This window comes from Janthinobacterium sp. 1_2014MBL_MicDiv (assembly GCF_001865675.1).
Classification (GTDB): Bacteria; Pseudomonadota; Gammaproteobacteria; order Burkholderiales; family Burkholderiaceae_D; genus Janthinobacterium.
On the sequence record NZ_CP011319.1, the window covers coordinates 4125150 to 4150161 of the forward strand.

General features: G+C 64.5%; 20 protein-coding genes and 2 tRNA genes. 4 read left to right on the forward strand and 18 right to left on the reverse strand.

The genetic code is table 11. The annotated features are described in order from the left end of the window. Position 1: 1 nt before the first annotated feature. A complete protein-coding gene (locus YQ44_RS17805) occupies positions 2-3385 on the reverse strand; it encodes a two-partner secretion domain-containing protein (protein ID WP_071324520.1) in 3384 nt (1127 codons plus the stop codon). A 272-nt stretch (positions 3386-3657) separates the two neighbouring features. Further along, entirely contained in the window at positions 3658-5658 is a 2001-nt protein-coding gene (locus tag YQ44_RS17810; protein WP_071324521.1) for a sensor histidine kinase, read from the reverse strand. Positions 5659-5739: 81 nt separating this feature from the next. Between YQ44_RS17810 and YQ44_RS17815 the strand changes: the two genes are divergently transcribed. Then, on the forward strand, positions 5740-6423 hold the full coding sequence (locus YQ44_RS17815) for a response regulator transcription factor (protein ID WP_071324522.1): 684 nt from the start codon (positions 5740-5742) through the stop codon (positions 6421-6423). A gap of 2 nt (positions 6424-6425) precedes the next feature. Here YQ44_RS17815 and YQ44_RS17820 read toward each other — a convergent pair whose 3' ends face one another. From YQ44_RS17820 to YQ44_RS17855, 8 genes are all read right to left on the reverse strand, one after another. After that, complete coding sequence (locus YQ44_RS17820; RefSeq protein WP_071324523.1) at positions 6426-7202, reverse strand: sulfite exporter TauE/SafE family protein; 777 nt, start codon at positions 7200-7202, stop codon at positions 6426-6428. After that, positions 7192-8193, reverse strand: coding sequence for a phosphate acetyltransferase (pta, locus tag YQ44_RS17825; protein ID WP_071324524.1), 1002 nt, complete (start codon positions 8191-8193; stop codon positions 7192-7194). The genes YQ44_RS17820 and pta overlap by 11 nt, the downstream gene beginning before the upstream one ends. Positions 8194-8303: 110 nt before the next feature. Beyond that, entirely contained in the window at positions 8304-10118 is a 1815-nt protein-coding gene (gene xsc, locus YQ44_RS17830; protein ID WP_071324525.1) for a sulfoacetaldehyde acetyltransferase, read from the reverse strand. 226 nt (positions 10119-10344) lie between these two features. Further along, positions 10345-11355 carry a porin gene (locus YQ44_RS17835; protein WP_071324526.1) on the reverse strand — a complete coding sequence of 337 codons (1011 nt, stop codon included), beginning with the start codon at positions 11353-11355 and terminating at the stop codon, positions 10345-10347. An 82-nt stretch (positions 11356-11437) separates the two neighbouring features. Beyond that, positions 11438-12253 (reverse strand): thiazole synthase, encoded by an 816-nt coding sequence (locus YQ44_RS17840; RefSeq protein WP_071324527.1) that lies wholly within the window; start codon positions 12251-12253, stop codon positions 11438-11440. After that, the gene (locus YQ44_RS17845; protein WP_071324528.1) at positions 12250-13554 is read right to left on the reverse strand and encodes a D-amino acid dehydrogenase; all 1305 of its coding nucleotides are present in this window, start codon (positions 13552-13554) and stop codon (positions 12250-12252) included. The genes YQ44_RS17840 and YQ44_RS17845 overlap by 4 nt, the downstream gene beginning before the upstream one ends. A 16-nt stretch (positions 13555-13570) precedes the next feature. Further along, positions 13571-14635 (reverse strand): YeiH family protein, encoded by a 1065-nt coding sequence (locus YQ44_RS17850; protein WP_083411926.1) that lies wholly within the window; start codon positions 14633-14635, stop codon positions 13571-13573. A 204-nt stretch (positions 14636-14839) separates the two neighbouring features. Next, the gene (locus YQ44_RS17855) at positions 14840-15709 is read right to left on the reverse strand and encodes an NAD(P)-dependent oxidoreductase (protein ID WP_071324529.1); all 870 of its coding nucleotides are present in this window, start codon (positions 15707-15709) and stop codon (positions 14840-14842) included. 263 nt (positions 15710-15972) lie between these two features. Here YQ44_RS17855 and YQ44_RS17860 point away from each other — a divergent pair, with 263 nt between their 5' ends. Then, a complete protein-coding gene (locus YQ44_RS17860) occupies positions 15973-16626 on the forward strand; it encodes a PEP-CTERM sorting domain-containing protein (protein WP_232250934.1) in 654 nt (217 codons plus the stop codon). 45 nt (positions 16627-16671) lie between these two features. On the opposite strand, the gene hisC is transcribed toward YQ44_RS17860, so the two are convergent. From hisC to YQ44_RS17890, 6 genes are all read right to left on the reverse strand, one after another. Beyond that, a complete protein-coding gene (gene hisC / locus YQ44_RS17865) occupies positions 16672-17730 on the reverse strand; it encodes a histidinol-phosphate transaminase (protein ID WP_071324530.1) in 1059 nt (352 codons plus the stop codon). Positions 17731-17962: 232 nt separating this feature from the next. Next, a tRNA-Ser gene (locus tag YQ44_RS17870) sits at positions 17963-18052 on the reverse strand. A 270-nt stretch (positions 18053-18322) separates the two neighbouring features. Beyond that, positions 18323-18412, reverse strand: a tRNA-Ser gene (locus tag YQ44_RS17875). A 111-nt stretch (positions 18413-18523) separates the two neighbouring features. Further along, the gene (gene serS, locus YQ44_RS17880) at positions 18524-19813 is read right to left on the reverse strand and encodes a serine--tRNA ligase (RefSeq protein WP_071324531.1); all 1290 of its coding nucleotides are present in this window, start codon (positions 19811-19813) and stop codon (positions 18524-18526) included. Positions 19814-19960: 147 nt separating this feature from the next. Beyond that, positions 19961-20164, reverse strand: coding sequence for a hypothetical protein (locus YQ44_RS17885; RefSeq protein WP_071324532.1), 204 nt, complete (start codon positions 20162-20164; stop codon positions 19961-19963). Positions 20165-20313: 149 nt separating this feature from the next. After that, positions 20314-21735: an aminotransferase-like domain-containing protein gene (locus YQ44_RS17890; RefSeq protein WP_071326593.1), complete on the reverse strand. Its 1422-nt coding sequence runs from the start codon at positions 21733-21735 to the stop codon at positions 20314-20316. Between the two features lie 180 nt (positions 21736-21915). Here YQ44_RS17890 and YQ44_RS17895 point away from each other — a divergent pair, with 180 nt between their 5' ends. Both YQ44_RS17895 and YQ44_RS17900 read left to right on the forward strand, forming a co-directional pair. Next, positions 21916-22206 (forward strand): DUF2917 domain-containing protein, encoded by a 291-nt coding sequence (locus tag YQ44_RS17895; protein ID WP_071324533.1) that lies wholly within the window; start codon positions 21916-21918, stop codon positions 22204-22206. Then, positions 22203-22943 (forward strand): NAD-dependent epimerase/dehydratase family protein, encoded by a 741-nt coding sequence (locus YQ44_RS17900; RefSeq protein ID WP_071324534.1) that lies wholly within the window; start codon positions 22203-22205, stop codon positions 22941-22943. Before YQ44_RS17895 ends, YQ44_RS17900 begins: the two co-directional genes overlap by 4 nt. Before the next feature lies 1 nt (position 22944). Here YQ44_RS17900 and YQ44_RS17905 read toward each other — a convergent pair whose 3' ends face one another. Then, positions 22945-24264, reverse strand: a complete 1320-nt coding sequence (locus YQ44_RS17905) for a replication-associated recombination protein A (protein WP_071324535.1) — start codon at positions 24262-24264, stop codon at positions 22945-22947. Positions 24265-24333: 69 nt separating this feature from the next. After that, a complete protein-coding gene (lolA, locus tag YQ44_RS17910; protein ID WP_071324536.1) occupies positions 24334-24990 on the reverse strand; it encodes an outer membrane lipoprotein chaperone LolA in 657 nt (218 codons plus the stop codon). Positions 24991-25012 lie beyond the last annotated feature (22 nt).

The window sequence follows — 25012 nt, forward strand, 5'->3', positions numbered from 1 at the left end:
TTCATTGCGCGGCGCTTTCCGCCACCGGGACTACCGGAGCCTGGCGTATGCCGCCGTTGACGACGAGGATGCGCGTATAGCCCGCACTATCGGTGCCGCCCGCGGCGGCCAGCAGCGTGCCAGCGGCCGCCGGCGCAGGCTGCGCCGCGTCGGCCACGGGGACGAGCAGCAGTCCACCGGCGATGGTGGCGCCACCAGCGGGCGCCGCGCCGGCAGCACCCTGCCCTGCCACGCCAGGCACGGCCGGTCCCGCCGCGTAAGCCGTCGTTCCTGCCGCCACGTCGTTGGTGCCCGTGGTGACCTGGCGCCGCGCAAGGCGGATCGCGTTCTCCAGTGCCGGATCCGTCTCGATCTTCAGGCTGCCATTGCGCGCCGTGATCACATAGTTGCCGTTGCTCAAGCCGGAAGCGTCGATGGCGTAGCTGCCCACGCTCTCTCCCGCGGCACGGCGCAGCACGCCGGCCAGGCTGTCGCCGGCCACCAGGCTGCCATCCGTGACCTGGTACGTCAGGCTGGGGTCGGCATTGCCATAGGCCTTGCTTTTCGCATCGGCCGTCACAACGATGGGGCGCGCGGCGATGCTGGCGCTGGCACTGTCCGTGTTCAGCACATAGTTGCCGTTCGACAGGCTCAAGGTGCTGGCGTCGAAGCGGCTGTAGCGCCCGGCGCTGCTGCCGCTGACGCGGGCCGTGCCGCTGACGGTGGGCGCGCTGTCGCCATTGACCAGTCCCGACAGGACGAAGCCGGCATTGAAGGTGGCGCTGCCGTCATACGTCTTGCTGACGGCGACGTCCAGCGCGCGCGGCGTCACCGTCCAGTACACGGGGCCGCCCGGCGTCAGCGTATAGCCCGTCTTGCCCAGCACCAGGCCCGTGTCATAGGTGATCGTGTAGACCCCGGCCGACGAGGTGGCGGTAGGCGCCCCCAGCCAGGAAATGGTGCCGCTGGCGCTGGCATCGGTGACCAGCAGGCCACCGCTCAGGGCGTCGTACAGCGCATAGTGAAAGACGGGCACGTCGCCATACACGCTGCTGCCCGGGGCCAGGCGGATGTAGACGGGCTTGGACGCATTGCCGGCCGCATTGTCGACCGAGGTAATGGCATCCTTCAGCTGGGCCACGGGCGCGGCCGCATAGTAGACGGACATGCCGCCGCTCTGTCCCGGGGCCAGGTCGGCCGCGCGCAGGAACATGGCGTAGCTGCCGTCCGTCCGGCCCGAGGCCACGGCGGTGGTGCGGGGATCCTGGTTGATGGCATTCGCGAAGACGCAGCACCGGCTGTGCACGGTATCGACGCCCGCCGTCGTGGAATAGAACAGGATGGCCGAGCCGCTCGTCGTGCTGTCCGTTTCCGTCACCATGATGGCATTCGACGCATTCTTGCCGTCGCTCAATGGCGCAAATGCGCCAGAGACGATATTGCCCTTGGTCTTGTAATTGGCGTCGGAAGCGCCGATGTAGTCATCGCCCGTGCCCAGCCACATGCGCACATTGGTCAAGGGCGTATCGCTCAGGTTGGTGAGCCGGCTATCCATGTTGACGAAGGAATCGCCCGCCTTCAAGGCATAGGTATGCGTGACGCGGGCCGACTGGTTCAGGGTGCGGAAAGTCAGCGTCCCCGACGTCACCACCGTGCCCTGCCCCTCCTGGTAGCCGGCGATATTCAGGGAACGGTTGCTCAGCGCCGCCGCATAGTCGCCGCCGCCCATGCCGGGCATGCCGCCCATGCCGCCGCCCATGCCATTGGCGATCAGCAGCTCGCCATTCGCATTCCACGACGTGCCGCCATTGCCGCCTGCCGCCACGGCAAACTCGAAGGGCCGGCCCAGGGTCAGCTGGAACCAGCCATTGCGGCCAGGACTGGTATTGTCAAAATAAAACGGGGTTTTCAGGAGGCCATCGGCCGTAAAGGAATCCTGGCTGCCATCGCCGAAGCGTACCTTGCCATTGTCCAGCACCAGATTGTTCACCTTGCCGGCGCTGCCTTTTTGCCAGGTGAAGGCGCCGGATGCCGGGATATTCACGGCCACGCCGGCCGCCACCTTGTAGCCGCTGCCCGCGCCATCGGCCGTGCCCTGGCCATACTGGTAAGCCAGCGAGCCGCTGCCCGTCGCGTTCAGGTTCGCGTTGATGTTGATGTTGCGCTCGGCAATCAGGCTGAGCTTGTTGGCCGACCACGCGATGGCGTCGTTCACGTGGATGTCGCCATTGCCGCCCGTCGTGCCCATGCTGCTGGTCATGATGGCGAAATTATTGCTGGCCAGGGCATTCGACACCTCGGCCCCCGTCATGTTGCCGCCGCTGGCAGCCACCGTGAAGTCGTTCGGATCGATCAGCCAGGTGCCGGTCGCTCCGCGCGGCGCGGCCGTGCTGACCCGCGCGGCGTCGATGGCGACCCGGTTTGCACTGGTTTCGATGAAACCGCCGTCGCCGCCCTGCGGCGCGCTGGCGTCGAGCACGCCTGCCACCCTGACGCTGCCCTTGTCCATGTCGCCCAGCAGCACGATCTGGCCCCGTTCGCCCGTGGCCAGCGTGCGCGCCTCGATCACGCCCGTATTGTTGATGACGCTTGACGCCAGTTCGCCTGCCGCCTTGGCCGTCAGGAACACCCGGCCGCCGTCGGCCTGGATCGCGCCGCCATTTTCGATCAGCGTGTCGAGTGCGCCCTGCGTCACTTGCAGCTTGACGGGGCCGCCCACGTCCAGCGTGACCTGGCTGCCGGCGCCCATCAGCACGCTGCCGGCGCGCGCGGCGAGCGTGCCGCTGTTGACGATGCGGGCGGCAATCAAGGCCACGTAGCCGCCGTCCGCCGCGCGTATCGTGCCTTCGTTGACGATGCTGCCGCCGCCCTTGCCGTTGAAGACATGCTTGTTGCTGCGCAAACTCGCGCTGTCCACCTCCAGGGTCGACGCCACCAGGCCGCCCACGTTGACCTGGGCCGTGCGGCCAAACAGGATGCCGTTCGGGTTGATCAGGTACACCTGGCCATTCGCGTTCAGGCGGCCGAGGATCTGCGAGCCATTGCCGTCGAGGATGCGGTTGACGGCCAGCGCGCTGGACGAAGGCTGGACGAAGTTCACGCTTTCCTTGCTGCCGACATTGAAGCTGGACCAGTTCAGCGTGGCCTGCTGGCTCGCCTGCTGCACCGTCGTGGTGGTGCCGGACTGGCTGATGGTGGCCGTGCCCGCCACCACCTGGCCGCCCGTGGGACCGGCACAGGCGGGTCCACCCAGCGCCAGCGCGCCGATGGCGGCCACGGCGGCGGCCAGCTTGCGGCGCGCGCCCTTGCCGCGTCCGCGCGACGTCTCGGCGACGGCAACCCAGGCATTCAGGACGTGGCTCCAGACGAGCCGGTAAATATGATTCAGTGAAGCGTGACGGTGCATGCTGTGTATCCTTGTCATTGTGGATGGGGGCGCGGCCGCGCGCGAGCCCTCCCTCACCCGGGAGGGGCAGCGCCGGCGGGCGAGAAAGCGGCTGGACACGCGCGATGCGGCAGCCCTCTGTCCCTGGCGCCATTTCTGTTGCATTTCGCTACACAGTCGTGGCTAAAAGCTACAGAAATTTCTTGGGGGAAATATAACAAGAATTGCAGATTTATAAGTGAGCAAACCTGAGCAATTCCCGAGCGATTCAGTCGGGAATATGCGCGCCGAGGCTAGGCTGGCAGGCGCATGGAAAAGCTGACGATGCCGTCGCTGCCCGTGCGCTCCAGCGTCACCTGGCCGCCGTGCAGTTCGGCGATGCGCCGCACCAGGTACAGGCCCAGCCCGGCGCCCGGCTTGTGCTGGGCGATGCGGCCACGGAAGTATTTCTGGAACAGGCGGGGGATTTCATCGACGGGCAGCGCGTCGCCATCATTGCTGACGGTAAACTGGATGCCGCCATCGGCGGGCATGGCCGCGTCGAAGCGTATGGCTTGCGCCTGCGGCGCGTGCCGGTCAGCATTGCTGAGCAGGTTGCGCAGCGCCACGCGCAGCAGGCCGGGATCGCATTGCAGGCGCGCCGGCAAGTCCCGCATGCTGGCCTCCACCCTGCCGGCCGGCCATTCGGCCAGCACGGTCTCGAGCAGCACGCGTGGATCGCAGTGCTGGGGACGGAAAGTGGCCGCGCTCGTTTCCATGCGGTCGGCGCTCAGGTATTCATCGACGAGGGCGGCCATGCGGCCGCTGGCCTCGCGCAGGTTCTGGCAGCGCTGCAGCGTCTTGTCCCACACGGCGCCAGGATTGCGGGCAATTTGCTGCGCCGTCGTATTGATGATGGCCAAAGGCGTGTGGAATTCATGCGATACCATGGCCACGAAATCCTGCTGCTCTTCGCGGGTGCGCGTTTCCACCTCTAGCGCCGCGCGCAACTCGCCTTCGAGCGCGGCGCGCCGGCCGATTTCCTGCCGCAGGGCGGCCGTGCGCAGCGCCACCTGTTCTTCCAGCCGCTCGTTGAGCGCCCGCACGGCCCGCACGGCCTGTGCCTGCGCCAGGTCCTTGGCGCGGCGCAGTTCCGCGTAGCGCCGGTTCAAGCGCAAGCTCATCAGCATCATGTGCACGAACGCCCCCAGGGTAGCGGCGTGGTTGGTCCAGAAATTGGGCGGCAGCACGCCCATATTGCGCAGGAAGCTGACCAGCACGCCCGCGTAAAAAATGCCGAATATCAGCAGGAAGGCGCGCGCCGGGCGGTGGCCGCGCAAGGCCAGCCAGGTGGCCAGCGCGATGAAGACAGCGATCAGCGGCAGCGCCGCGCCCTGCACCACCAGCACGCCGGCGGCGTAGCGGCCGCACAGCACCAGCAGGGCCCCGGTCAGGGCGGCGGCGGCCGTGGCGCCCATCACGCCGCGGCTGAAGCGCGGATACAGGGCGGACAACTCCAGCTGCAAGATGGAGAAACGGGTACCGACGGCGATGGACGCCGCCATCGACACGCCCAGCATGGGATCGGAAAGCCAGTTCGGCATGCTGAAGATCTGCTGCGGAATGGCGATCGTCAGCGCTTCCGTGGTGGCATTGCTCAACACATACAGCAAATACCAGCCACTGTGGGCTTCCCGCGTCATGCGCCAGAAGAAGATGTGAAACAGGATCAGCAACAGATAGCTGCCGAACTGCAAGCCGTAATACAGGTATTCGCGGCGCGACGACTCATCGAAGGCCGCGCGCGGCCACAGGGTCAGCTCCGTCGACATGGCTTTCTTGCTGTGCAGGCGCACCAGCCATTGTTCGTCCGCGCCCGCCCGCAGGCGCAAGGGAAACACGACCTGGCGCGCATCGACGGGCCAGGCGGCGCGCGGCACGTCCGCGCCCGCCGTTTGCAGCGCCCAGCGCCCCTCGCCGTCGAGCCGGTACAGGCGCACATCGTCGAGCACGGCGTTGCTAAAACGCAACACCCATTCATCGGGCGATGCCGCCGCGCGCACCACGTCCAGGCGCAGCCAGATGGCGTCGTCCGTGTAGCCGGCGCTGACGGCGGCAGGCAAGGCCCGCCAGCCAGCCGCATGCAGGGCCGCATCGGGATCCAGCTTGCCGCCGGGGTCAGCCAGCATGCGCAGGTGGCCGCTGGCCGTCACCTTTTGCGCGCCGGCCGGCAGCACCAGAGGCGCAGGCGCGGCCCATCCGGCAAGGGGGTGGAGGGCGGCGAAAAACAGGAAGATGGCGAGCAGGATTTGCATGGCGGCGCAGCTTACCACAGGCAGATCAAGCGACCATCAAGCCGCCTTCACGCCGCCGGGGCGATCGGTTATCCTTGCGCCATGTTGAACCTTATTCTGCTTGAAGACGAAGCCGTGCTGCGCCAGGAACTGGCCGAGTTTCTCGGCGACTGCGGCTACCGCGTGAGCACCGTCGCCGACCTGGCCGGCTTTCATGCCTGCTACCAGACCGTGCGGCACCACATCGCCGTCATCGACCTGGGCCTGCCCGATGGCGATGGCATGGAACTGGTCAGAACCCTGCGCGCGCAAGACCCACAGCTTGGCATCCTCGTGTTTACGGCGCGCGGCACCACGCCGGACAAGATCAAGGGATTGAGCGGCGGCGCCGATTACTACCTGCCCAAGAGCACGGACCTCGACGAACTGGCCGCCACCCTGCTTGCCTTGCAGCGGCGCCTGGGCGAGCCGTCGGCGCCGGCCACCTGGATACTCGAACTGGGGCCGCGCCGGCTGTTGCCGCCAGGTTGCAGCGCCATTGCGCTATCACAACAAGATGCCACCGTGCTGCGGGTACTGATGGCCGAGCCGGAACGCATCGTCAGCCGCCAGCAAATCGTGCAGTCGCTGGGCGAGGATTACCTCGATTACGACCAGCGCCGCCTCGATACGCAAATCCGCCGCCTGCGCCGCAAGACGGAGCAAGCCACGGGACTGCCCTTGCCCATCAACACGGCGCGCAATGCGGGCTACCGCTTCTTCGCCGACGCGGCGGTCCGGCCCTGAGCCTAGGCCAGCAACTGTGGCACGGCCGCCGCCATCAGCGAAATGCCGATCAAGGTCAGCACGGCAAACGCGATGCGGCGCATGCCGCGCTGGGCGATCGGCGGCGGGTAGCGCTTGCCGGCCATCGTGGCCAGCACGCCCACGGGCAGGGCCAGCATGCACAGCAGCAAGACCTTCGCGTCGAGCTGGCCCTGGCTGCCCGCCATCAGCGAGCGCCCGCCCGCGCTGATGGCGAACAGGAAGATCAGGCTGTAGCGGATGGTGGTCAGGCTCATTTCCTGGCGATAGAACTGATACACGAGCGGCGGCCCCGCCAGCGAAAACAGGCCCGAGAACAGGCCGCCGCACACGCCGCTGATGAAGAAACTGCGCCTGTCGGCCGCACCGGGTCCCGGCGGCGCCTGCAGCAAGATGCTGACGCCGCCATACACGATGGCCGCGCCCAGCAGCAGCTTCAGCAAGGGCGCATAGGCCTGGTCCAGATAGCCCAGTAGCAGGACGCCGGCCGCCATGGCCGGCAGCAAGCCGATGCTGGCCGCGCGGATGGCGCGCCAGTCCAGGTGGTGCAAGGCGCCCGGCAAGGCCACCAGGCAATTGGCCAGCGACAGCAGGCTGACGAGGGCCGCCAGCGCGGGTACGGGCGCCAGGCCCAGTCCGCTGGCCACGCCCATGACGATCATGCCCAGTCCGAACCCCGTCACGGTCTGGAAATACGTGCCCGCCGCCACCACGCCCAGCAGCGCCAGTACGGGCAAGCTGAACAGAAAGTCAGCGTCCACCCTGGGCCTGCACGGCCGTCACCGCAATGACGTTGTAGACATCGTCGGCGCAGCAGCCGCGCGACAGGTCGTTGGCCGGCTTGTTCAAGCCTTGCAGCAGGGGTCCGATGGCGACGGCGCCGCCCATGCGCTCGGCCAGCTTGTAGCCGATATTGCCCGCGTCCAGGTTCGGGAACACCAGCACGTTGGCGCGGCCATTGACGACGGAATCCTTGACCTTGCGCTGCGAAATCTCGGCCACGATGGCCGCGTCGAGCTGCACGTCGCCATCGATGGCCAGCAGCGGACGCTGGGCCTTGACCCGGTCCGTGGCCGCATGCACCTTGTCGACGGCCGCGTGGTGGGCGCTGCCGCTGGTGGAAAACGACAGCATGGCGACCCGCGGCTCTTCCATCAGCAACGCTTGCGCGCTGTCGGCGGCGGCCATGGCGATGTCGGCCAGCTCTTCCGCCTTCGGATCGACGACGAGGGCGCAGTCGGAAAAGATGAAGCCGCCCTTCAGGCTGTGGAACGGTTCGCACAGCATCATCAGGAAAAAGCTGGAGACCAGCTTGAAGGCCGGGTCGACGCCGATGATCTGGATGGCGCTGCGCACCACGTCGGCCGTCGTGTGCACGGCCCCTGCCACGCAGCCGTCGGCGTCGCCCAGGCGCACCATCAGGTTGGCGTAGCACAGGGGGTCCTGCACGGCGATGCGCGCCTGCGCCACCGTCATGCCCTTGGCTTGACGCAGCACAAACAATTGCTGGGCATAATGCTCCGCCTCGCTCGAGGCGGCCGGATCGACCAGGCGCACGGCGTCCAGGTCCAGTCCGTGTTCGCGCGCCAGCGCCAGGATGGCGGCCGGCTTGCCGACGATGGTGATGTGCGCCAGGCCTTCGGCAGCGGCGCGCGCGGCCGCCTGCAGCACGCGCACATCATCGCCCTCGCACAAGACGATGTTTTTCGGCACGGCGCGGGCCTGGGCGATGATGCGGTGCAGGGCTTTCATGGAAACTCCAATTCGGTAAAAAAATGCCGGAACCACGGAAGCAGGAAGATGGCTCCGGCATACAAAACCCGGCGCGATTGCCGGGGTCATACAAGGAAGGGGCCGACGGATTACACGTAGTCTTTATACTTGTCCAGGTGACGGATCGGTTTGCTCAGCGCATCGCGGCGGAACGGGTCGCCCAGCTCGCGCGTGCACATGATTTCGATGATGGTCGTCTTGCCTTCATTCATCTGCATGTCGATCGCCTTCTTCAGCGCCGGACCCACGTCTTCCAGCTTGTCGACCGTGATGCCTTCGGCGCCCATGGCGCGCGCGATTTCCGCGAAGCTCTGGTTGTCGAGCTCGCCGGCGACGAAGCGGCGGTTGTAGAAATCCACCTGGTTTTTCTTTTCCGCGCCCCACTGGCGGTTGTGGAACACCACGGCCGTCACGGGAATGTTGTGGCGCACGCAGGTCATCGTTTCCATCAGGCTCATGCCCCAGGCGCCGTCGCCCGCATACGACACGGCCGGACGGTGCGGCGCGGCCACCTTGGCGCCGATGATGGTCGGGAAGGCATAACCGCAGTTGCCAAAGCTCATCGCCGCAAAGAAGCTGCGCGGCTTTTCAAAGCGCAGATAGCTGTTCGCCACCGAGTTGATGTTGCCGATGTCGGTCGACACCATCACGTCTTCCGGCATGGCTTTTTCCAGCTCGCGCAAGACCTGGCGCGGGTGCAGGTAGTTGCCCGGCTCTTTCTTCTGCTCTTCGATCATGTCCAGGCTGTACGCATCCTTTTCATGCGTCCAGTTCGTCAATTCCTCTTCCCACGCCGCCTTCTCCGCCTGCACGGTGGCATAGCGTTCTTCGCGCGTGGCGTCGCAATCGAGGGTCTTGCCGTCCAGGCGGGCCAGGATGGCCTTGGCGGCCGCCTTGGCGTCGCCGCAGATGCCCACCGAAATTTTCTTGACCAGGCCCAGCATCTTGTTGTCGGCGTCGATCTGGATGATCTTGGCGTTTTTCGGCCAGTAATCCATGCCGTGCTGCGGCAGGGTGCCGAACGGGCCCAGGCGCGAACCCAAGGCCACGACGACGTCGGCCTGGGCGATCAGTTTCATCGCCGCCTTGGAACCCTGGTAGCCCAGCGGGCCGCACCACAGCGGATGGCTGGCGGGGAACGAGTCGTTATGCAGGTAGCTGTTGACCACCGGCGCGCCGAGGCGCTCGGCCAGGGCCTTGCACTCCTCGATGGCGTCGCCCATGACGACGCCGCCGCCCGAGATGATCACGGGGAACTTGGCTTGCGCCAGCAGTTCGGCCGCATCGTTCAGGCTTTGCTCGCCGCCGGCGCCGCGGTCGAGGCGGTTCGGTTTCGGGATCTCGGCCTTGATTTCGCCATAGAAATAGTCGCGCGGGATATTCAGTTGCGTCGGGCCCATTTCCGACATGGCGCGGTCGAAGCAGCGGCCCGTGAATTCGGCCATGCGGGCCGGATTCGTCACGTGGCCCTGGTATTTGGTGAATTCCTCGAACATCGGCAGTTGGTTCGCTTCCTGGAAGCCGCCCAGGCCCATGCTCATCGTGCCCGTTTCCGGCGTGATGATCACGACCGGCGTGTGCGCCCAGTAGGCGGCGGCGATGGCCGTGACGCAATTGCTGATGCCGGGGCCGTTCTGGCCGATGACCACGCCATGGCGGCCCGAGACGCGGGCATAGCCGTCGGCCATGTGGCCGGCGCCCTGCTCGTGCACGACGGGGATCAAGCGGATGCCGGCCGGCGCGAAGATATCCATCGGGTCCATGAAGGCCGAGCCCATGATGCCGAACATGTCGGTCACGCCATTGGCGGCCAGGGTTTCCACGAACGCTTCGGACGGCGTCATCTTTTGCGGGCCCACTGGAATGGCAGCGGCGGCGGCTTTTTGGTCGGACAAATCGGTCATGGCTCAGTCTCCTTACAGTTTTATGAAAAATCGGTATATTTTGTTCCGATATTTGAAATACGTGTTCAATTTAACGGTTGCGAAATGCGCTGTCAATGAAAATTCATGAAAAATCGGACTGTTTCATTCCTGAATCCGGAATCCGTAACAAAGTCCCATTCCTGAAACAACAATGGCGGCTTATCCGCAACAGATAAGCCGCCACCGGTGCCGCCAGCCTGACTCCTTAGAACTTCAGGCGCATGCCGGCCGTGAAGGCGCTCGAGTTATGCCCAGGCAAGGGCACGCTGCCGCCGCTGGAAGCATCGCCGACAAAGTTGGTGCCGGCGCCATCGTTGTTGATGCGGCCGTACGAGGTGTACAGATTCGTGCGCTTGGACAAGGCATAGGTATAGCCGATGGCCAGCTGGCGCCCGCCGCGGCGCGCGTTCGTACGGTCATCCTTGCGGATGTAGGACGCCATCACGCTGCCCGCCGCGCCCACGGGCGCCGACGCGCCCAGCATGTAGTTGCGGAAATCCGTGCCCGCATCGTCCTTGTCCGTCTCATACGCGGCGTGCAGCTTGGCGGCACCGAAATCGTAGGTGCCGCCCAGCAAGGTGACTTTTGCCGTGTTCAGCGGCGTGTCCTTGCGGTTGTCGTGCGCCAGCGTCAGCACCAGCGGGCCGTTGGCATAATCGATGGAAAAGTCGATGGTGCGGCCCAGGGTATTGCTGTCCGGCTTTTCGCCGAGGCCGTACATGATGGCGGCCGACAGGCCGTTCACCTTCGGCGTCTCGTACATGATGGCATTTTTCGTGCGCAGGGTGGCCACGCTCATCAGGTTGATCGAGGCGCCCGTCATGCCCGTCTCGAACGGGTCGATATTGTCCAGCGCGGTGAACAGCGGATTGTGCTGCAAGCCGATATTCACGGCGCCGAAATCGCCCGACAGGCCCACGTAGGCCTTGCGCCCGAACAAGGCGCCCTGGCGGTAGGCGCCCGTGTCGAGGTCGAGACCATTTTCCAGCAAGAAGTTAGCTTTCAAATTGTTGCCCAGGTCTTCCGTGCCCTTGAAGCCGATGCGGCTGCCTGACTGCACGCCGGTGGCCAGCTTGGTGACGGAGCCTTCCGCGCCGCCATGCTCGGAGGTCAGGCCCGCGTCGAGCAAGCCGTACACGGTGACCGACGATTGCGCGCTGGCGCCGCCGGCGAAGAGTGTGGCCAGGACGGCCGCCGCTACGAATGTGTGTTTCATGTCATCTCCAGATATTGTGGTTTTTATGGGTGCTTCCAACAAGAATCAACAACGTGCTACAAATTGCGGCAAATGCGGCGGCTCAGGCGATCAGCCCGGCCATCGGCGACGAAGGCGAGGCGCTCATGGCGCCGGCCCTCCGCGGCATGCGCCCGGCCAGGTAGGCCTCGCGTCCGCCCTGCACTGCCAGTTTCATGGCGCGCGCCATGCGTATCGGTTCGCGCGCCGCCGCGATGGCGGTATTCATCAGGATGCCGTCGCAGCCGAGTTCCATGGCGATGGCCGCATCCGACGCCGTGCCGACGCCGGCGTCGACCAGCACGGGCACCGTGGCTTGCTCGATGATCAGCGACAGATTCCACGGATTCAGAATGCCCATGCCCGAACCGATCAATGACGCCAGCGGCATGACGGCGATGCAGCCGATCTCTTCCAGCATGCGCGCCTGGATGGGGTCGTCGCTGCAATACACCATCACCTGGAAGCCATCCTTGACCAGCTGCTCGGCCGCCTTCAAGGTTTCCGGCATGTTCGGGAACAGGGTCTTGTCATCGCCGAGCACTTCCAGCTTGCACAGCGGGTGGCCGCCCAGCAGCTCGCGCGCCAGCTGCAGCGTGTAGACGGCGTCGCGCGCGTTGTAGCAGCCGCCCGTGTTGGGCAAAATCGTGTATTTCGACGGCGGAATAAAATCAAGCAGGTTGGGCTCGCCCTTTTCCTGGCCGATATTCACGCGGCGTATCGTCACCGTGACGATCTCGGCGCCACTCTCTTCGATGGCCAGGCGCGTTTCCTCGAAATCCCTGTACTTGCCCGTGCCGACCAGCAGGCGCGACTGGTAGGTGGTGCCGGCCAGGGTCAGGCCGCCCGGTGCTAGCCCGGGGATGGCGTCGTCTCTCATCGTGCTGCTCTCCTAAGTTGAATGAACGCGGCCCCCTGCGCGAGGGGTACGCCGCAAAACGCAAAATCGACGTCGGGCCGCCGTCCCGACACGAGGTCGGCCAGCGCCCTGCCCGCGCCGCAGCCCATGGTCCAGCCCAGGGTGCCGTGACCCGTGTTGAGGAACAGCTGGCGGTAGCGCGTGGCGCCGATGTACGGCACGTTCGAGGGCGTGAGCGGGCGCAGGCCGGCCCAGTAGACGGGGTCGCTGTAATCGCAGGCATGGGGAAACAGGGCCTGCACGCGGCGCGTGATGGCGGCGCAGCGCACGGGATTGAGGTCGCGCGTATAGCCGTTCAGCTCGCACGTGCCCGCCACGCGCAGGCGTTCGCCCAGGCGCGAAAACACCAGCTTGTGGCCATCGTCCGTCAGCGACACGGTGGGCGCCGCGGCGGGATCCAGTATCGGATACGTGGCCGAATAGCCCTTGCCCGGATACAGCATCAGGCGGATGCCCAGCGGCTGCAGCAGGGGCGCGGAAAAACTGCCCATGGCCACCACCACGGCGTCCGCGTGTTCCAGGCCGTGGCGCCCGTGCGCATCGATGCATTCCACGCCCGCGATGCGCTCGCCGTCCGCCAGCAGGCGCGTCACCGTCGTGCCGTACCGGAAATCCACGCCGGCCGCCGCCGCGCGTGCGGCCAGCGCCGTGGTAAACAAATGCACGTCGCCGGACTCGTCGCTGGCCGTGAAGTCGCCGCCCACGATCTGGCCGCGCGCGTGGGCCAGGGCCGGTTCGATGCGGACCACGTCATCGGCGCTGAGCGTATTGCGCGGGCAGCCCAGTTCACGCAGCAGCGCGGCGCCCGCTTGCGATTTGTCAAACTCCTGTTCATCCGTATAGAAGTGCAGGATGCCGCGCTCGAGGTGGTCGTATTCGATGCCCGTCTCGCGGCGCAAGGCTTGCAGGCTCTGGCGGCTGTACTCGGCCATGGCGACGATCTGGCGCATGTTGCGCGACACGCGCGATGGCAGGCATTCGCGCAGGTAGTGCAGCGCCCACTGCCATTGCAGTGCATCCAGACGGGGACGGAACAGCAGCGGCGCGTCGTCCTTGCCCAGCCAGCGCACGACCTTGCGCAGGGTGGCGGGATTGGCCCACGGTTCCGCATGCGAGACGGAAATCTGCCCGCCGTTGCCGAAGCTGGTTTCCTGCGCGGCGCCCGCCTGGCGCTCGAGCACGCGCACATCGTGGCCCGCCTGGCGCAAGTACCAGGCCGTGGCCGTGCCGATCACGCCGGCGCCGAGGACTAGGATCTTCATGGCGGGCCCGGTTCGCTCAGCGCGTCAGCAGCACGGCGATGGCGACGAAGGCGGCGATCCACACCGTTTCCATCACCAGCATGATGACGGGACGCCAGCCCAGCGAGGCCAGCGACTGGAACGAGGTTTTCACGCCCAGCGCGGCGATGGCGATGACGAGGCAGGCGCGCGAGGCATTGTTGATCCAGCCATTCACTTCCTGCGGAATCAGGCCCAGGCTGTTGGTAATGACGAGCCAGACAAAACCGATCAGGAAGAACGGCACCAGCGGCGGCGCGTCGACTTCACTCTTGCCATCCTTGCGCTTGAACATGATCGACAGGCCCAGCACGACGGGCACGAGGCAGGCCACGCGCGTCAGTTTGACGAAGGTGGCGACGTCGCCCGTGTGGTTGCTGACCAGATAGCCGGCGCCCACCACTTGCGCCACGTCATGGATCGTGCCGCCGATAAACACGCCCGCCTCGGTCGGGTCAAAACCCAGCAGCCTGACCAGCAGCGGATAAACGATCATGGCCAGCGTCGACAGGGTCGTCACGCCGACCACCGTCAGCAGGGTGAACTTTTCGTTTTCCTTGGTTTGCGGCAGCACGGCCGAGATGGCCAGCGCGGCCGAGGCGCCGCAGATGGCGACGGAACCGCCCGACAGAATGCCTTCCGTGAGGGGGCGCTTCAGCCATTTGGCCAGCAGGTAGCCGAAACCCAGCGTCGCCACCAGGCCGCCGACGACGATCAGCAAGGGCGTCACGCCTACGGAAGCGATCTGGTTGAAGGTGATGCGCGCGCCCAGCAGGGCCACGCCCGTGCGCAGCAGCACCTTGCTGCAAAACTCGATGCCGGGCTTGCAGGTAGGGTCCGATGCCAGGAAGTGGAAGGCCAGGCCGAAGAACAGCGCATACAGCAGCTGCGGGCCGCCGTAATTGCTGGAAATGAAGGTGGCCGACAGCGCGATCACGAGCGCGATGGCCACGCCGGGCCAGCTGCGCAGCACGGCGCGGGGACGCCAGATGGCGACGGCGGATGACAGGTAGGGAATGTTCTTGTCGACAACGCGTGTTATCGCTGAGGAGTTGGTTTTCATGCGGGTCCGCTCATAATGTTTTAAAAATTGGGACATTTCATCTCGTTTTTTAATAATACACGATGAGCTAGCGAAGTCCATGCTTTTCCATGAAAATCGAAACCAGATGTTCCGGAAACTGACGTTTTAATGATGCCGGTGCCGTAAACGACAAGCGGCGCGGCCCTTGGAAGGGACGCGCCGCCGTGGCTGGCGTGTGAGAGATTACTTTTTGTTCAGGCGGGTAATCAGGCTGGACGTGTCGTAGCGGTTACCGCCCGCCTGCTGTACTTCGCCATAGAACTGGTCCGTCAAGGTCGTCACGGGCAGGTCGCTGCCGTTGCGCCTGGCTTCGGCGAGGCAGATGCCCAGATCCTTGCGCATCAGGTCGACGGCGAAACCGAAGTCGAACTTGCGCTCGATCATGGTCTTGCCGCGGTTTTCCAGCTGCCACGACTGCGCCGCCCCCTTGGAAATGACGTCGACGACGAGGGCCGCATCGAGGCCCGCGTTTTCCGCAAAGGCGATGCCTTCGCTCAAGGCTTGCACGAGGCCGGCGATGCAGATCTGATTGACCATCTTCGTCAGCTGGCCCGAGCCGGAGGCGCCCATGTAGGTGACGGCGCGCGCGAACAGGGCGATGACAGGCTCGGCCCTTGCGTACGCTTGCGCATCGCCGCCCACCATCACCGTCAGCTTGCCGTTTTCCGCGCCGGCCTGGCCGCCGGACACTGGCGCGTCGAGGAAGAACACGCCCTTCTCTCTGGCTGCCGCATGGATGGTGCGCGCCGCCTCGGCCGAGGCCGTCGTATGGTCGATCAGGATGCTTCCTGGCGCCATGGCGGACAGCAAGCCGCCCTCCTCCAGGATGACCTGGTACAGGTCATTGTCGTTGCCGATGCAGGTGAAGACAAACTCGGCGCCCGCGGCGGCGGCGGCCGGCGTGGCGGCGCTGCTGCCCTTGTATTGCGCGAGCCAGGCGGCAGCGCGTGCCGGGTTGCGGTTGTACACGGTGACGTCGTGCCCGCCCGCCGCCAGGTGGCCTGCCATGGGGAAACCCATGACGCCCAAACCGATGAATGCCACTTTTGCCATATTGTCCGTCCTGTCGATGAATGAATCCGATTATTGTTGCACAAATGGCCTGTGCCGACAGCATGGCGCGGCCAGACGGCCGCCATGGCCGCACCGGTAGTGGCGCCGGGGAGACATCCGCATTTCAGCTATACAAGACGAAAATTATCATAAAGAAACTTTATGTTGCATTTTTTTCTAGCAAATACTATATTGAATTGGCATCAGGAAATCTCGGTTCACGGTGCCCCATCCTTTTCCCAACCCCTGTCAAGGAGTCGATCTTGCAAACTACATTTTCCCGCCTGAAAATCATGAGCGCCGCCGCCCTGCTGCTCGCCGCCAACGCCGCGCAGGCAGACATCACGGTCTTTACCAGCCAGTCTGCCTATCTGGCAGCGGTCGGCAATACCGGCGTCGATACCTTTGATGATTTGCCCATCGATGCGCTCGACGGCCCGCTGAGCCGCAGCGCGGGCAGCTACGCCTACACGGTGAGCAGCGTGGGCACCTCGCCCATCCTGTATGGCGCCGGCACGGGCAGCGACCACTGGCTGAGCACGAACGACCGCAACGACAGCGTGTTGTTCTCCAACTTTTCCAGTGCCGTACGCGGCGTGGGAGGATACTTCTTCGGCTCGAACTTTTCCGGCGAATATGCCGCCGGCCAGAACATCACCCTGACGGCCCGCAATGCGCTGGGCGAGCTGCTCAGCTACGAGCTGGCCTTGCCGACGCAAGCCTCGTTTATCGGCTTCGTGTCGTCGGGCGCCTTCTCCGACCTGGCCGTCAGCACGGCCGGACAGATCGGTATCTGGCCAACCATCAATAACCTGACGGTGTCGGCCGTACCGGAGCCCGCCACTTACGGCATGCTGCTGGGCGGCCTGGGCTTGCTGGGCTTCATGGCGCGCCGCCGCCGGGCCAGCCAGCAATAAACTGGCGCCTGGCACGGCTGCCGGCAGCCGTGCCAGGCCTTGCCCTCACGCCAGCAATGCGCGCAAGGCCGCCATCAGGGCCGCGCATTCGCCCACGTTGCCGATGCTGATGCGCAGATACTGGCTGATGCGCGGCGCGTTGAAATGGCGCACGATCACGGAACGGGCGCGCAAGCCGGCCGCCAGTTGCGCCGCGTCATGCCGCGGATGGCGGGCGAAGATAAAATTGGCCACGGAAGGCAGCACCTCGAAACCCAGCGCCGCCAGGTCCGCCGTCAGCTGTTCGCGGCTGGCGATCACGGCCTGGCGCGTCTGCTGGAAATACGCTTCATCGTGCAGCGAGGCGACGGCGCCGGCCAGCGCCAGCCGGTCCAGCGGATAGGAATTGAAACTGTTCTTCACGCGTTCGAGCGCCTCGATCAGGTCCGGGTGTCCCAGCGCGCAGCCCACGCGCAAGCCGGCCAGCGAACGCGACTTCGAGAACGTCTGCACCACCAGCAGGTTCGGATAGCGCTCGACCAGGGCCACGGCGCTCTCGCCGCCGAAATCCACATACGCTTCATCGACCACCACCACGGCGTCGGGATGCGCGCGCAGCAGGGTTTCCACGCCGGCCAGCGGCAAGTCCACGCCTGTCGGTGCGTTGGGATTCGGGAAGATGATGGCGCCGCACGGCCCCTGATAGTCTTCCGGACGGATGCGCATGGCGTCGTCGAGCGGCACGGTGCGGTAGTCGATGCCGTACAGCTTGCAATACACGGGATAGAAGCTGTAGCTGATGTCCGGGAACAGCAGCGGCGCATCGTGCTTGAGCAAGGCCATGAAGGCCAGCGCCAGCACTTCGTCGGAACCGTTGCCGACAAACACTTGCGCGCTGCGCAGGCCATGGTAGTCGGCCAGGGTTTGCTTCAGTTCGCTGGCCGAAGGATCGGGGTACAGGCGCAGGCTGTCGTTGCTGGCCTCGCGCAGCGCGGCCAGCACCTGCGGCGACGGGCCGTACGGGTTTTCATTGGTGTTGAGTTTGACCAGGTCGGGCAGTTTCGGCTGCTCGCCCGGGACGTAGGGGGTCAGCTCGCTGACGATGTTGCTCCAGAATCGGCTCATTGCATGTGGGGTCGGGGATGGGGATCGGGTAGATTACCATGGACTGATGGGGGTGTTCGGGCGGGTGTCGTTTGCGTCGGCGGAGGCGCTGGGCGTTAAAGCTTGAATGGAGGAAAAGACGCCTTGCGCTGCGCGCTTTGGGCGCTTTTTCTGCCGGGATTGGTGCGCTGGTGGCTCGCCTATATTGCGGGCATAAAAAAAGCTCCCTTGCGGGAGCTTCTCTTATGTATTCTGGCGGAGAGGGTGGGATTCGAACCCACGGTACGATTTAACGTACGCTTGATTTCGAGTCAAGTACATTCGACCACTCTGCCACCTCTCCGTTTACTGCGGTCTGTTCATTCAAACTGGCGTGCCTGTTTGAACGAGGCGCTATTTTAGCATGGGCATTGTTCAGTTGGGTAGGGGTTTTATTGGTGATTTGCAACTGAAAGCGGGTAATTCACATCAACACCTGTTTGGACGATTCGGAGAGCCTCGCGCGAGTACGCGCTCGTCTTCGAATCCCACGCGTACGCCCCGCAGGGGGCGTACTTCTCTTCGCCGCCACAAATAAAAAAAGCTCCCTTGCGGGAGCTTTCTCTATTTGTTCTGGCGGAGAGGGTGGGATTCGAACCCACGGTACGATTTAACGTACGCTTGATTTCGAGTCAAGTACATTCGACCACTCTGCCACCTCTCCATTTGCTGCGGTCTTTTCCCGCATTGCTGCGAGAAGGCAAGATTATAGCAGCCGCTTGAAAAAATGGAAGGACTATTTTAAGCCTTCCATTCATGGGGCCGCCTGAAGCTTTTATGCCTTCAGATGCGTCAGGCCGCCCATGTACGGACGCAGCACTGGCGGGATTTCGACGCTGCCGTCCGCTTGCTGGTAATTCTCCAGCACGGCGACCAAAGTACGGCCCACTGCCAGGCCGGAGCCGTTCAGGGTGTGCGCCAGTTCCGGCTTGCCGGCGGCGTTGCGGAAACGCGCCTGCATGCGGCGGGCCTGGAACGCTTCCGTGTTCGACAGCGAGGAAATTTCGCGATAGGTGTTTTGCGCCGGCAGCCACACTTCCAGGTCGAAGGTCTTGGTGGCGGTAAAGCCCATGTCGCCCGTGCACAGCGACATCACGCGGTATGGCAGGCCCAGGCGTTGCAGGATGGTTTCCGCATGGCCGACCATTTCTTCCAGCACCTGGTACGAGGTGTCCGGATGCACCACCTGCACCATTTCCACCTTGTCGAACTGGTGCTGGCGGATCATGCCGCGCGTGTCGCGGCCATAGCTGCCCGCTTCCGAGCGGAAGCACGGCGTGTGGGCCGTCATTTTCAGCGGCAATTGGTCGAGCGCGAGGATTTCATCGCGGGCGATGTTGGTCAGCGACACTTCCGAGGTGGGGATCAGGTAGAAGGTCTCGCCCTCGCCTTCCACGCCGCCTTTTTTCACCGAGAACAAATCGGCTTCGAATTTCGGCAGCTGGCCCGTGCCGCGCAGCGAATCGGCGTTGACCATGTAGGGGGTATAGCATTCCGTGTAGCCGTGCTCGTCCACGTGCGTGTTGAGCATGAATTGCGCCAGCGCGCGGTGCAGGCGGGCGATGCCGCCCTTCATGACGGAGAAGCGCGAGCCGGTCAGCTTGGTGGCCACTTCGAAATCGAGGCCCAGCGGGGCGCCCACGTCGACGTGATCCTTGACGTCGAAATCGAAGGTGCGTGGCGTGCCGACCTTGCGCACTTCCACGTTGCCCGACTCGTCCGTGCCCACCGGTGCCGATTCGTGCGGCAGGTTGGGTACGGCCATGATGAATTCGCTCAGCTTGGCTTGCACGAGGGTCAGGGCCGCTTCGTCGGCTTTCAATTCATCGCCCAGGCCGGCCACTTGCGCCATCACGGCCGAGGTGTCTTCCCCCTTGCCTTTCAACATGCCGATTTGCTTGGACAGCGCGTTGCGCTTGCCCTGCAGTTCCTCGGTGCGCGTCTGGATCGCCTTGCGTTCGGCTTCGAGGGCATTGAAACCTGCCACGTCGAGCTGGAATTTGCGCGTTGCCAGGCGGGCGGCGACGGTGGCGATGTCTTTACGGAGAAGTTGGATATCTATCATGGGTGGATGGCGGTGCCGATGTATCGAAAGCATCCATTGTACCAAGACCCGTTCAGTTCTTTATGAGTTTTGCACACGGCTGGCCATCGTCATGGCAGCATGGCCGGGCACTCGCGCCCGCTTTACGGCTGGTGCTCAGGCTGGTACTTAAATAAAGGCGGCTTTTTCGGCGGCGGTCAGGCGGCGGGCGCTCACGGTAACGACGGGCATCTTGCTGTCGGCGGCCTTGGCGACCAGGGTCGAGGTGGCGCTCACTGCCACCGTATTCGCGCCGGCGGTGGCGAAGCTGCTGCCGATGGCCAGGACGGCGGCGGCGACAAAGGCGATTTCCATGTTTTTCAGTGCGTTCATGATGTAACTCCTGGTTGGTTTGTTCGTTTAACTGCGCTTGGTATGGTGGTACTTTAGCCAACGGGCACGAACAAGGCCACCGGCTTGCGACCGGCGGCGAAAAACAGGGAGCGAACGGTGAAAAACGGGGACTGAAGCGAAAAGCGGCGCTACAGGGATTGCTTGACCAGCCGGCCCAGTCGGCCGATCGCCTGCTCGATGCGCGGCGTCCACGCATTGCCGCAATTGAGGCGCAGATAATTGCCGAACTTGCCCGAGGCCGAGAACAGCTGGCCCGGCATGAAAGCCACGCCGTCGGCGATGGCCTGCCCGTGCAGGGCCAGCGCATCGACTTGCGGCGGCATCTGCACCCACAGCACGAAACCGCCCTGCGGCTCGGACAGCATGCAGTCGGCCGGAAAGTGCGCCGCGACGGCGTCGGACATGCGGGCGATGCGCTGCACCAGGGTGCGCCGCATCTTGCGCAGCTGCTGGTCGTAGCTGCTACCCTCCAGAAAGTCGGCCAGCACGGCCTGGAAGAAATGGCTGGTGGCGCCGCTCGACACGGTTTTGAGCAGGGCCACTTCCTGCGCGAAGCGCCCGGCCAGCACATAGCCGACGCGCGAGGCGGGCGTGATGGCCTTGGAAAACGAGGAACACAATAAAACATTGCCGCTCGTATCGTAGGCCTTCACGGGCCACGGCCGCTGCGGGGCAAAGCACAGGTCGCCATACACGTCGTCTTCCACCAGCGGAATATTGAATTCCGATAGCAGGCCCGCCAGCCGCTTCTTGTTTGCTTCCGGCATGACGCTGCCCAGGGGATTGTTCGCGTTCGGCACGAACAGGCACGCTTGCACGAGTCCCGCGCGCAGGGCCAGCTCGAGCGCGTCGAGCGACGGTCCCGTCTTCGGGTCGGTGGGAATTTCCAGCGCCTTCATGCCCAGGCTTTCTATCATCTGCAGCAGCACGAAATACGTGGCCGACTCGATGGCGATGGTGTCGCCCGGCCTGGCGACGGCGCGCAGGCACAGGCTGATCGCTTCCGTGCAGGAATTCGTCACGACGATCTCTTGCGGGTCGAGCTTGCCCCAGTCCAGCGCGCGGCGCGTGACCTGGCGCAGGAAGTTGCCTTCGCTGATGTCGTAGCAGCTGACCTTGCTCAACAAGGCGGGCTCGCGCCGGGCCACGGCGCTGATGGTGCGCTGCATGCGCTTGATGGGCAGGATTTCATCGGGTGGCCAGGCCGTGCCCAGCTGCACCACGTCGCGCGTCTCGTTGTCCTTCAAGACGCGCATCAGCAGGTTGTTGATGCCGACAAAGGCCGGCTCCTTCAGGTGCTGGGCGTCGGCGCTGCAGGGCCGGCGCGGCGCGCGGTGGCGCACGAAATAGCCGGACTGGGGCCGCGCATCGACCTGGCCCCGGTCCTCCATCAGGCGCAAGGCTTGCATCACCGTGCTGATGGAGATGCGCTTTTGCTGCGCCAAGTGGCGGATCGACGGCAGGCGGTCGCCGGGCGCGAATACGCGCGAATCGATCAGCGCACCCAGCTCGTTGGCCAGGTGCTCGTACAGGTTCAGGTCGGCGCTCATGTTCATCCCTTCAGTATGCGGCTGCCGCGCGGGGCCGGCACAGATACAGTTGCCGAGTTTTTTGATAAGCACAGTGTACGGCAAAGAGCACTGTGATCATTACAATTTCGTTTTCCTGCATCTGTCATGGTTCGCCGCAAGGGCCTAAGCTGTTCCTGTCTGCACAACAGGAGCGATGCCATGCACACCGACTACGAACTCGCCAGCGCGCGGCCCCTGCGCCTGGAAAAAGCGCATGCCAAGGTGATCGAATGCGTGGCGGGCACGGCGTGGATCACGGCCTATGCCCAGTTCGAGGATTGCGTGCTGCGCGGCGGCGAGCGCTACACGATACCGAATGACGGCCTGGTGCTGGTCGAAGCCGTGGGCAGCGGCCGCATCCGCGTGCATGGGACTGCCGCACCCCGCCCCGCCCTGCTGCGCTGGCTGAACCTGGCACTGCCTCACACCTTAAATACTAGGAATACATGACTCAAGCACCACCATTGCGCGTCCTCGTCACGGGCGCCGCCGGCGTCATCGGCACCGTTTTCTGGAAGAGCCGGCACGGGGAATTCTCCCTGCGCCTGGCCGACCTGCACACTGACGGGCTGGCGCCAGCGCCCTGCCCGTCCATCCAGCTCGACGTGGGCGACTACGCCGCCTGCCTGGCCGCCTGCGCCAACATCGACGTGGTGCTGCACCTGGCCGGCGTGCCGCACGCCGGCGCCGACTTCGATGCGCAGCTGCTGCAGCCGAATGTCGTCGGCACGCACAACATCTTCCGCGCGGCGCAGGCACAGGGCGTGAAACGGGTGGTGTTTGCCAGCAGCGCGCAAGCCATCGAAGGCTATCCGCTCGACGTGCAGGTACACGAGCACATGCCGGCGCGGCCAGCCAATATGTATGGGGCCAGCAAGGCCTTTGGCGAAGGCGTGGCCTCCGCGTTCGCCCACCAGCATGGCATGACGGCGATTGCCGTGCGCATCGCCAACGTGGCGCAGTTTGCGCCAGGTCAACAGCACAGCGCGCGCGACATTGCCGCCTTCATCAGCGAGCGCGACGTGGTGCAGCTGCTGGCGCGCTGCATCGCCGCCGACGTGCCGGCCGGCTACCACGTCGTGCATGGCGTGTCGGACAACCGCTATAAACGGCTCTCCATCGCCGCGACGCGCCAGCTCGTCGGCTACGCGCCGCAGGACGACGGCTTTACATTACTGGGACTGTAATTCAGCCCTTGCCGGCGGGTTTACCTGCTTTCCTGTCCAGCTCGCGCAACCAGGCCAGCTTGTCGGCAATCTTGCTTTCCAGGCCGCGCGGCACGGGCTGGTACCAGCCCGGTTCCACCATGCCGTCGGGGAAGTAGGTTTCGCCGGCCGCATACGCATCGGGCTCATCGTGCGCGTAGCGGTAGGCGTGGCCGTAACCGAGTTCCTTCATCAGTTTCGTCGGCGCATTGCGCAAGTGCACGGGTACTTCCTTGGATTTATCTTTCTTGACGAACGCCATGGCCGTGTTGAAGGCGTTGTAGCCGGCATTGCTCTTCGCGGCGATGGCCAGGTAGATCACGGCCTGGCCCAGGGCCAGCTCGCCTTCGGGCGAACCGAGGCGCTCATACGTTTCGGCCGCGTCATTGGCCATGGTCAGGGCGCGCGGGTCGGCCAGGCCGATATCTTCCCAGGCCATGCGCACGATGCGCCGCGACAAATAGCGCGGGTCGGCGCCGCCGTCGATCATGCGGCAAAACCAGTACAGGGCCGCGTCGGGATTCGAGCCGCGCACGGACTTGTGCAGGGCGGAAATCTGGTCATAGAAATTGTCGCCGCCCTTGTCGAAGCGGCGCGAATTCAATGTGAGTGCATTGTCGACGAAGGCCGCGTCTATCTTTGTCGTGCCCGTCGAGCTGGCGGCCGTCTCGGCCTGCTCCAGCAAGTTCAAAAAGCGCCGCGCATCGCCATCCGCGTAGCCGATCAGGGTGTCGGCGGCCGCCTCGTCAAAGCTCAGGTGCGTCAAGGCCGTGGACTGCGCCTTGGCCAGCAGCTGCTTCATCTCGTCTTCGTTGAGCGACTTCAACACATACACTTGCGCGCGCGACAGCAGCGCCGAATTGACTTCGAAACTCGGATTTTCCGTCGTCGCGCCGATGAAGGTCACGAGGCCCGATTCGACGAACGGCAGCAAGGCATCCTGTTGCGATTTGTTAAACCGGTGGATTTCGTCGACGAACAATAAGGTGTGCTTGCCGAACTGGTCCAGGCTATGGCGGGCCTGGTCCATGGCTGCGCGGATATCTTTCACGCCGGCAAACACGGCAGACAGGGCGATGAATTCGCTGTCGAAGGCGTTCGCCATCAGGCGCGCCAGGGTCGTCTTGCCGACGCCGGGCGGGCCCCACAAGATCATCGAATGGGCCTTGCCCGCCTCGAACGCGAGGCGCAGCGGCTTGCCGGCACCCAGCAGATGCGTCTGGCCAATGACTTCGTTCAGGGTAGCCGGCCGCAGGGCTTCGGCCAGCGGCTGGCGCGGTGCGGTGGAAAAGAGATCCGCCATAATATTTACCGGGTAAGAATGCAAAGGCCCCGCACGATGCGAGGCCGGTCAAAAGACAGCATGAAAAACTTAGTTGTTGATCACATCCGCGCCCTTGGGCATCACGAATTTGAAATGGTTGGCGGACAGCGTCGGGTTTTTCTGGAAGTTCTTGAACGCCAGCACCGACGTCTGGCCGAACGAGTCGCGCAATTCCATCGCTTCGGGCACGCCATTGCGCAAGCCGATGCTGATTTCATCGAAGGTCGTGTCCTTGGCCTTCGGCGTCGCTTTCAGCCATTCCAGGCCATCGCGCGTGCCCGCTTCGGCCAGGGTGAAGTTCTTTTCCAGGTCATTGCTGCCAAACAGGATGGCGGCCGGCGAGGAACCGAGGGCGTCGCCCAGTTTCTTCACCGTCACCTGGCTCAAGTCCTTGTCATAGATATAGAGCTGTTCGCCATCGGCTTGCAGCAGCTGCTCGTACGGCTTCAGATACGTCCAGATGAACTTGCCCGGGCGGGCGAATTCGAAGGTGCCGCTGGCGGGCGTCGAGACTTTCGCCTTGCCGCCGGCGTCCGCCTTCTTGACCTGGCGCTGCACGAACTCGCCCTTGGCCGACTTGGTGCCGGCGGCAAAGCTCTTGAATTGCTCGAGCGCGCTGGCCGAGGCGCTGGCCGCGAACAGCAGGCCGCAGACGACACTGGCCGCGCCGATCATCATTTTTGCTGCGAAAGTCGTGCTCTTCATTCTTCGTATCCTTCGTATTGAC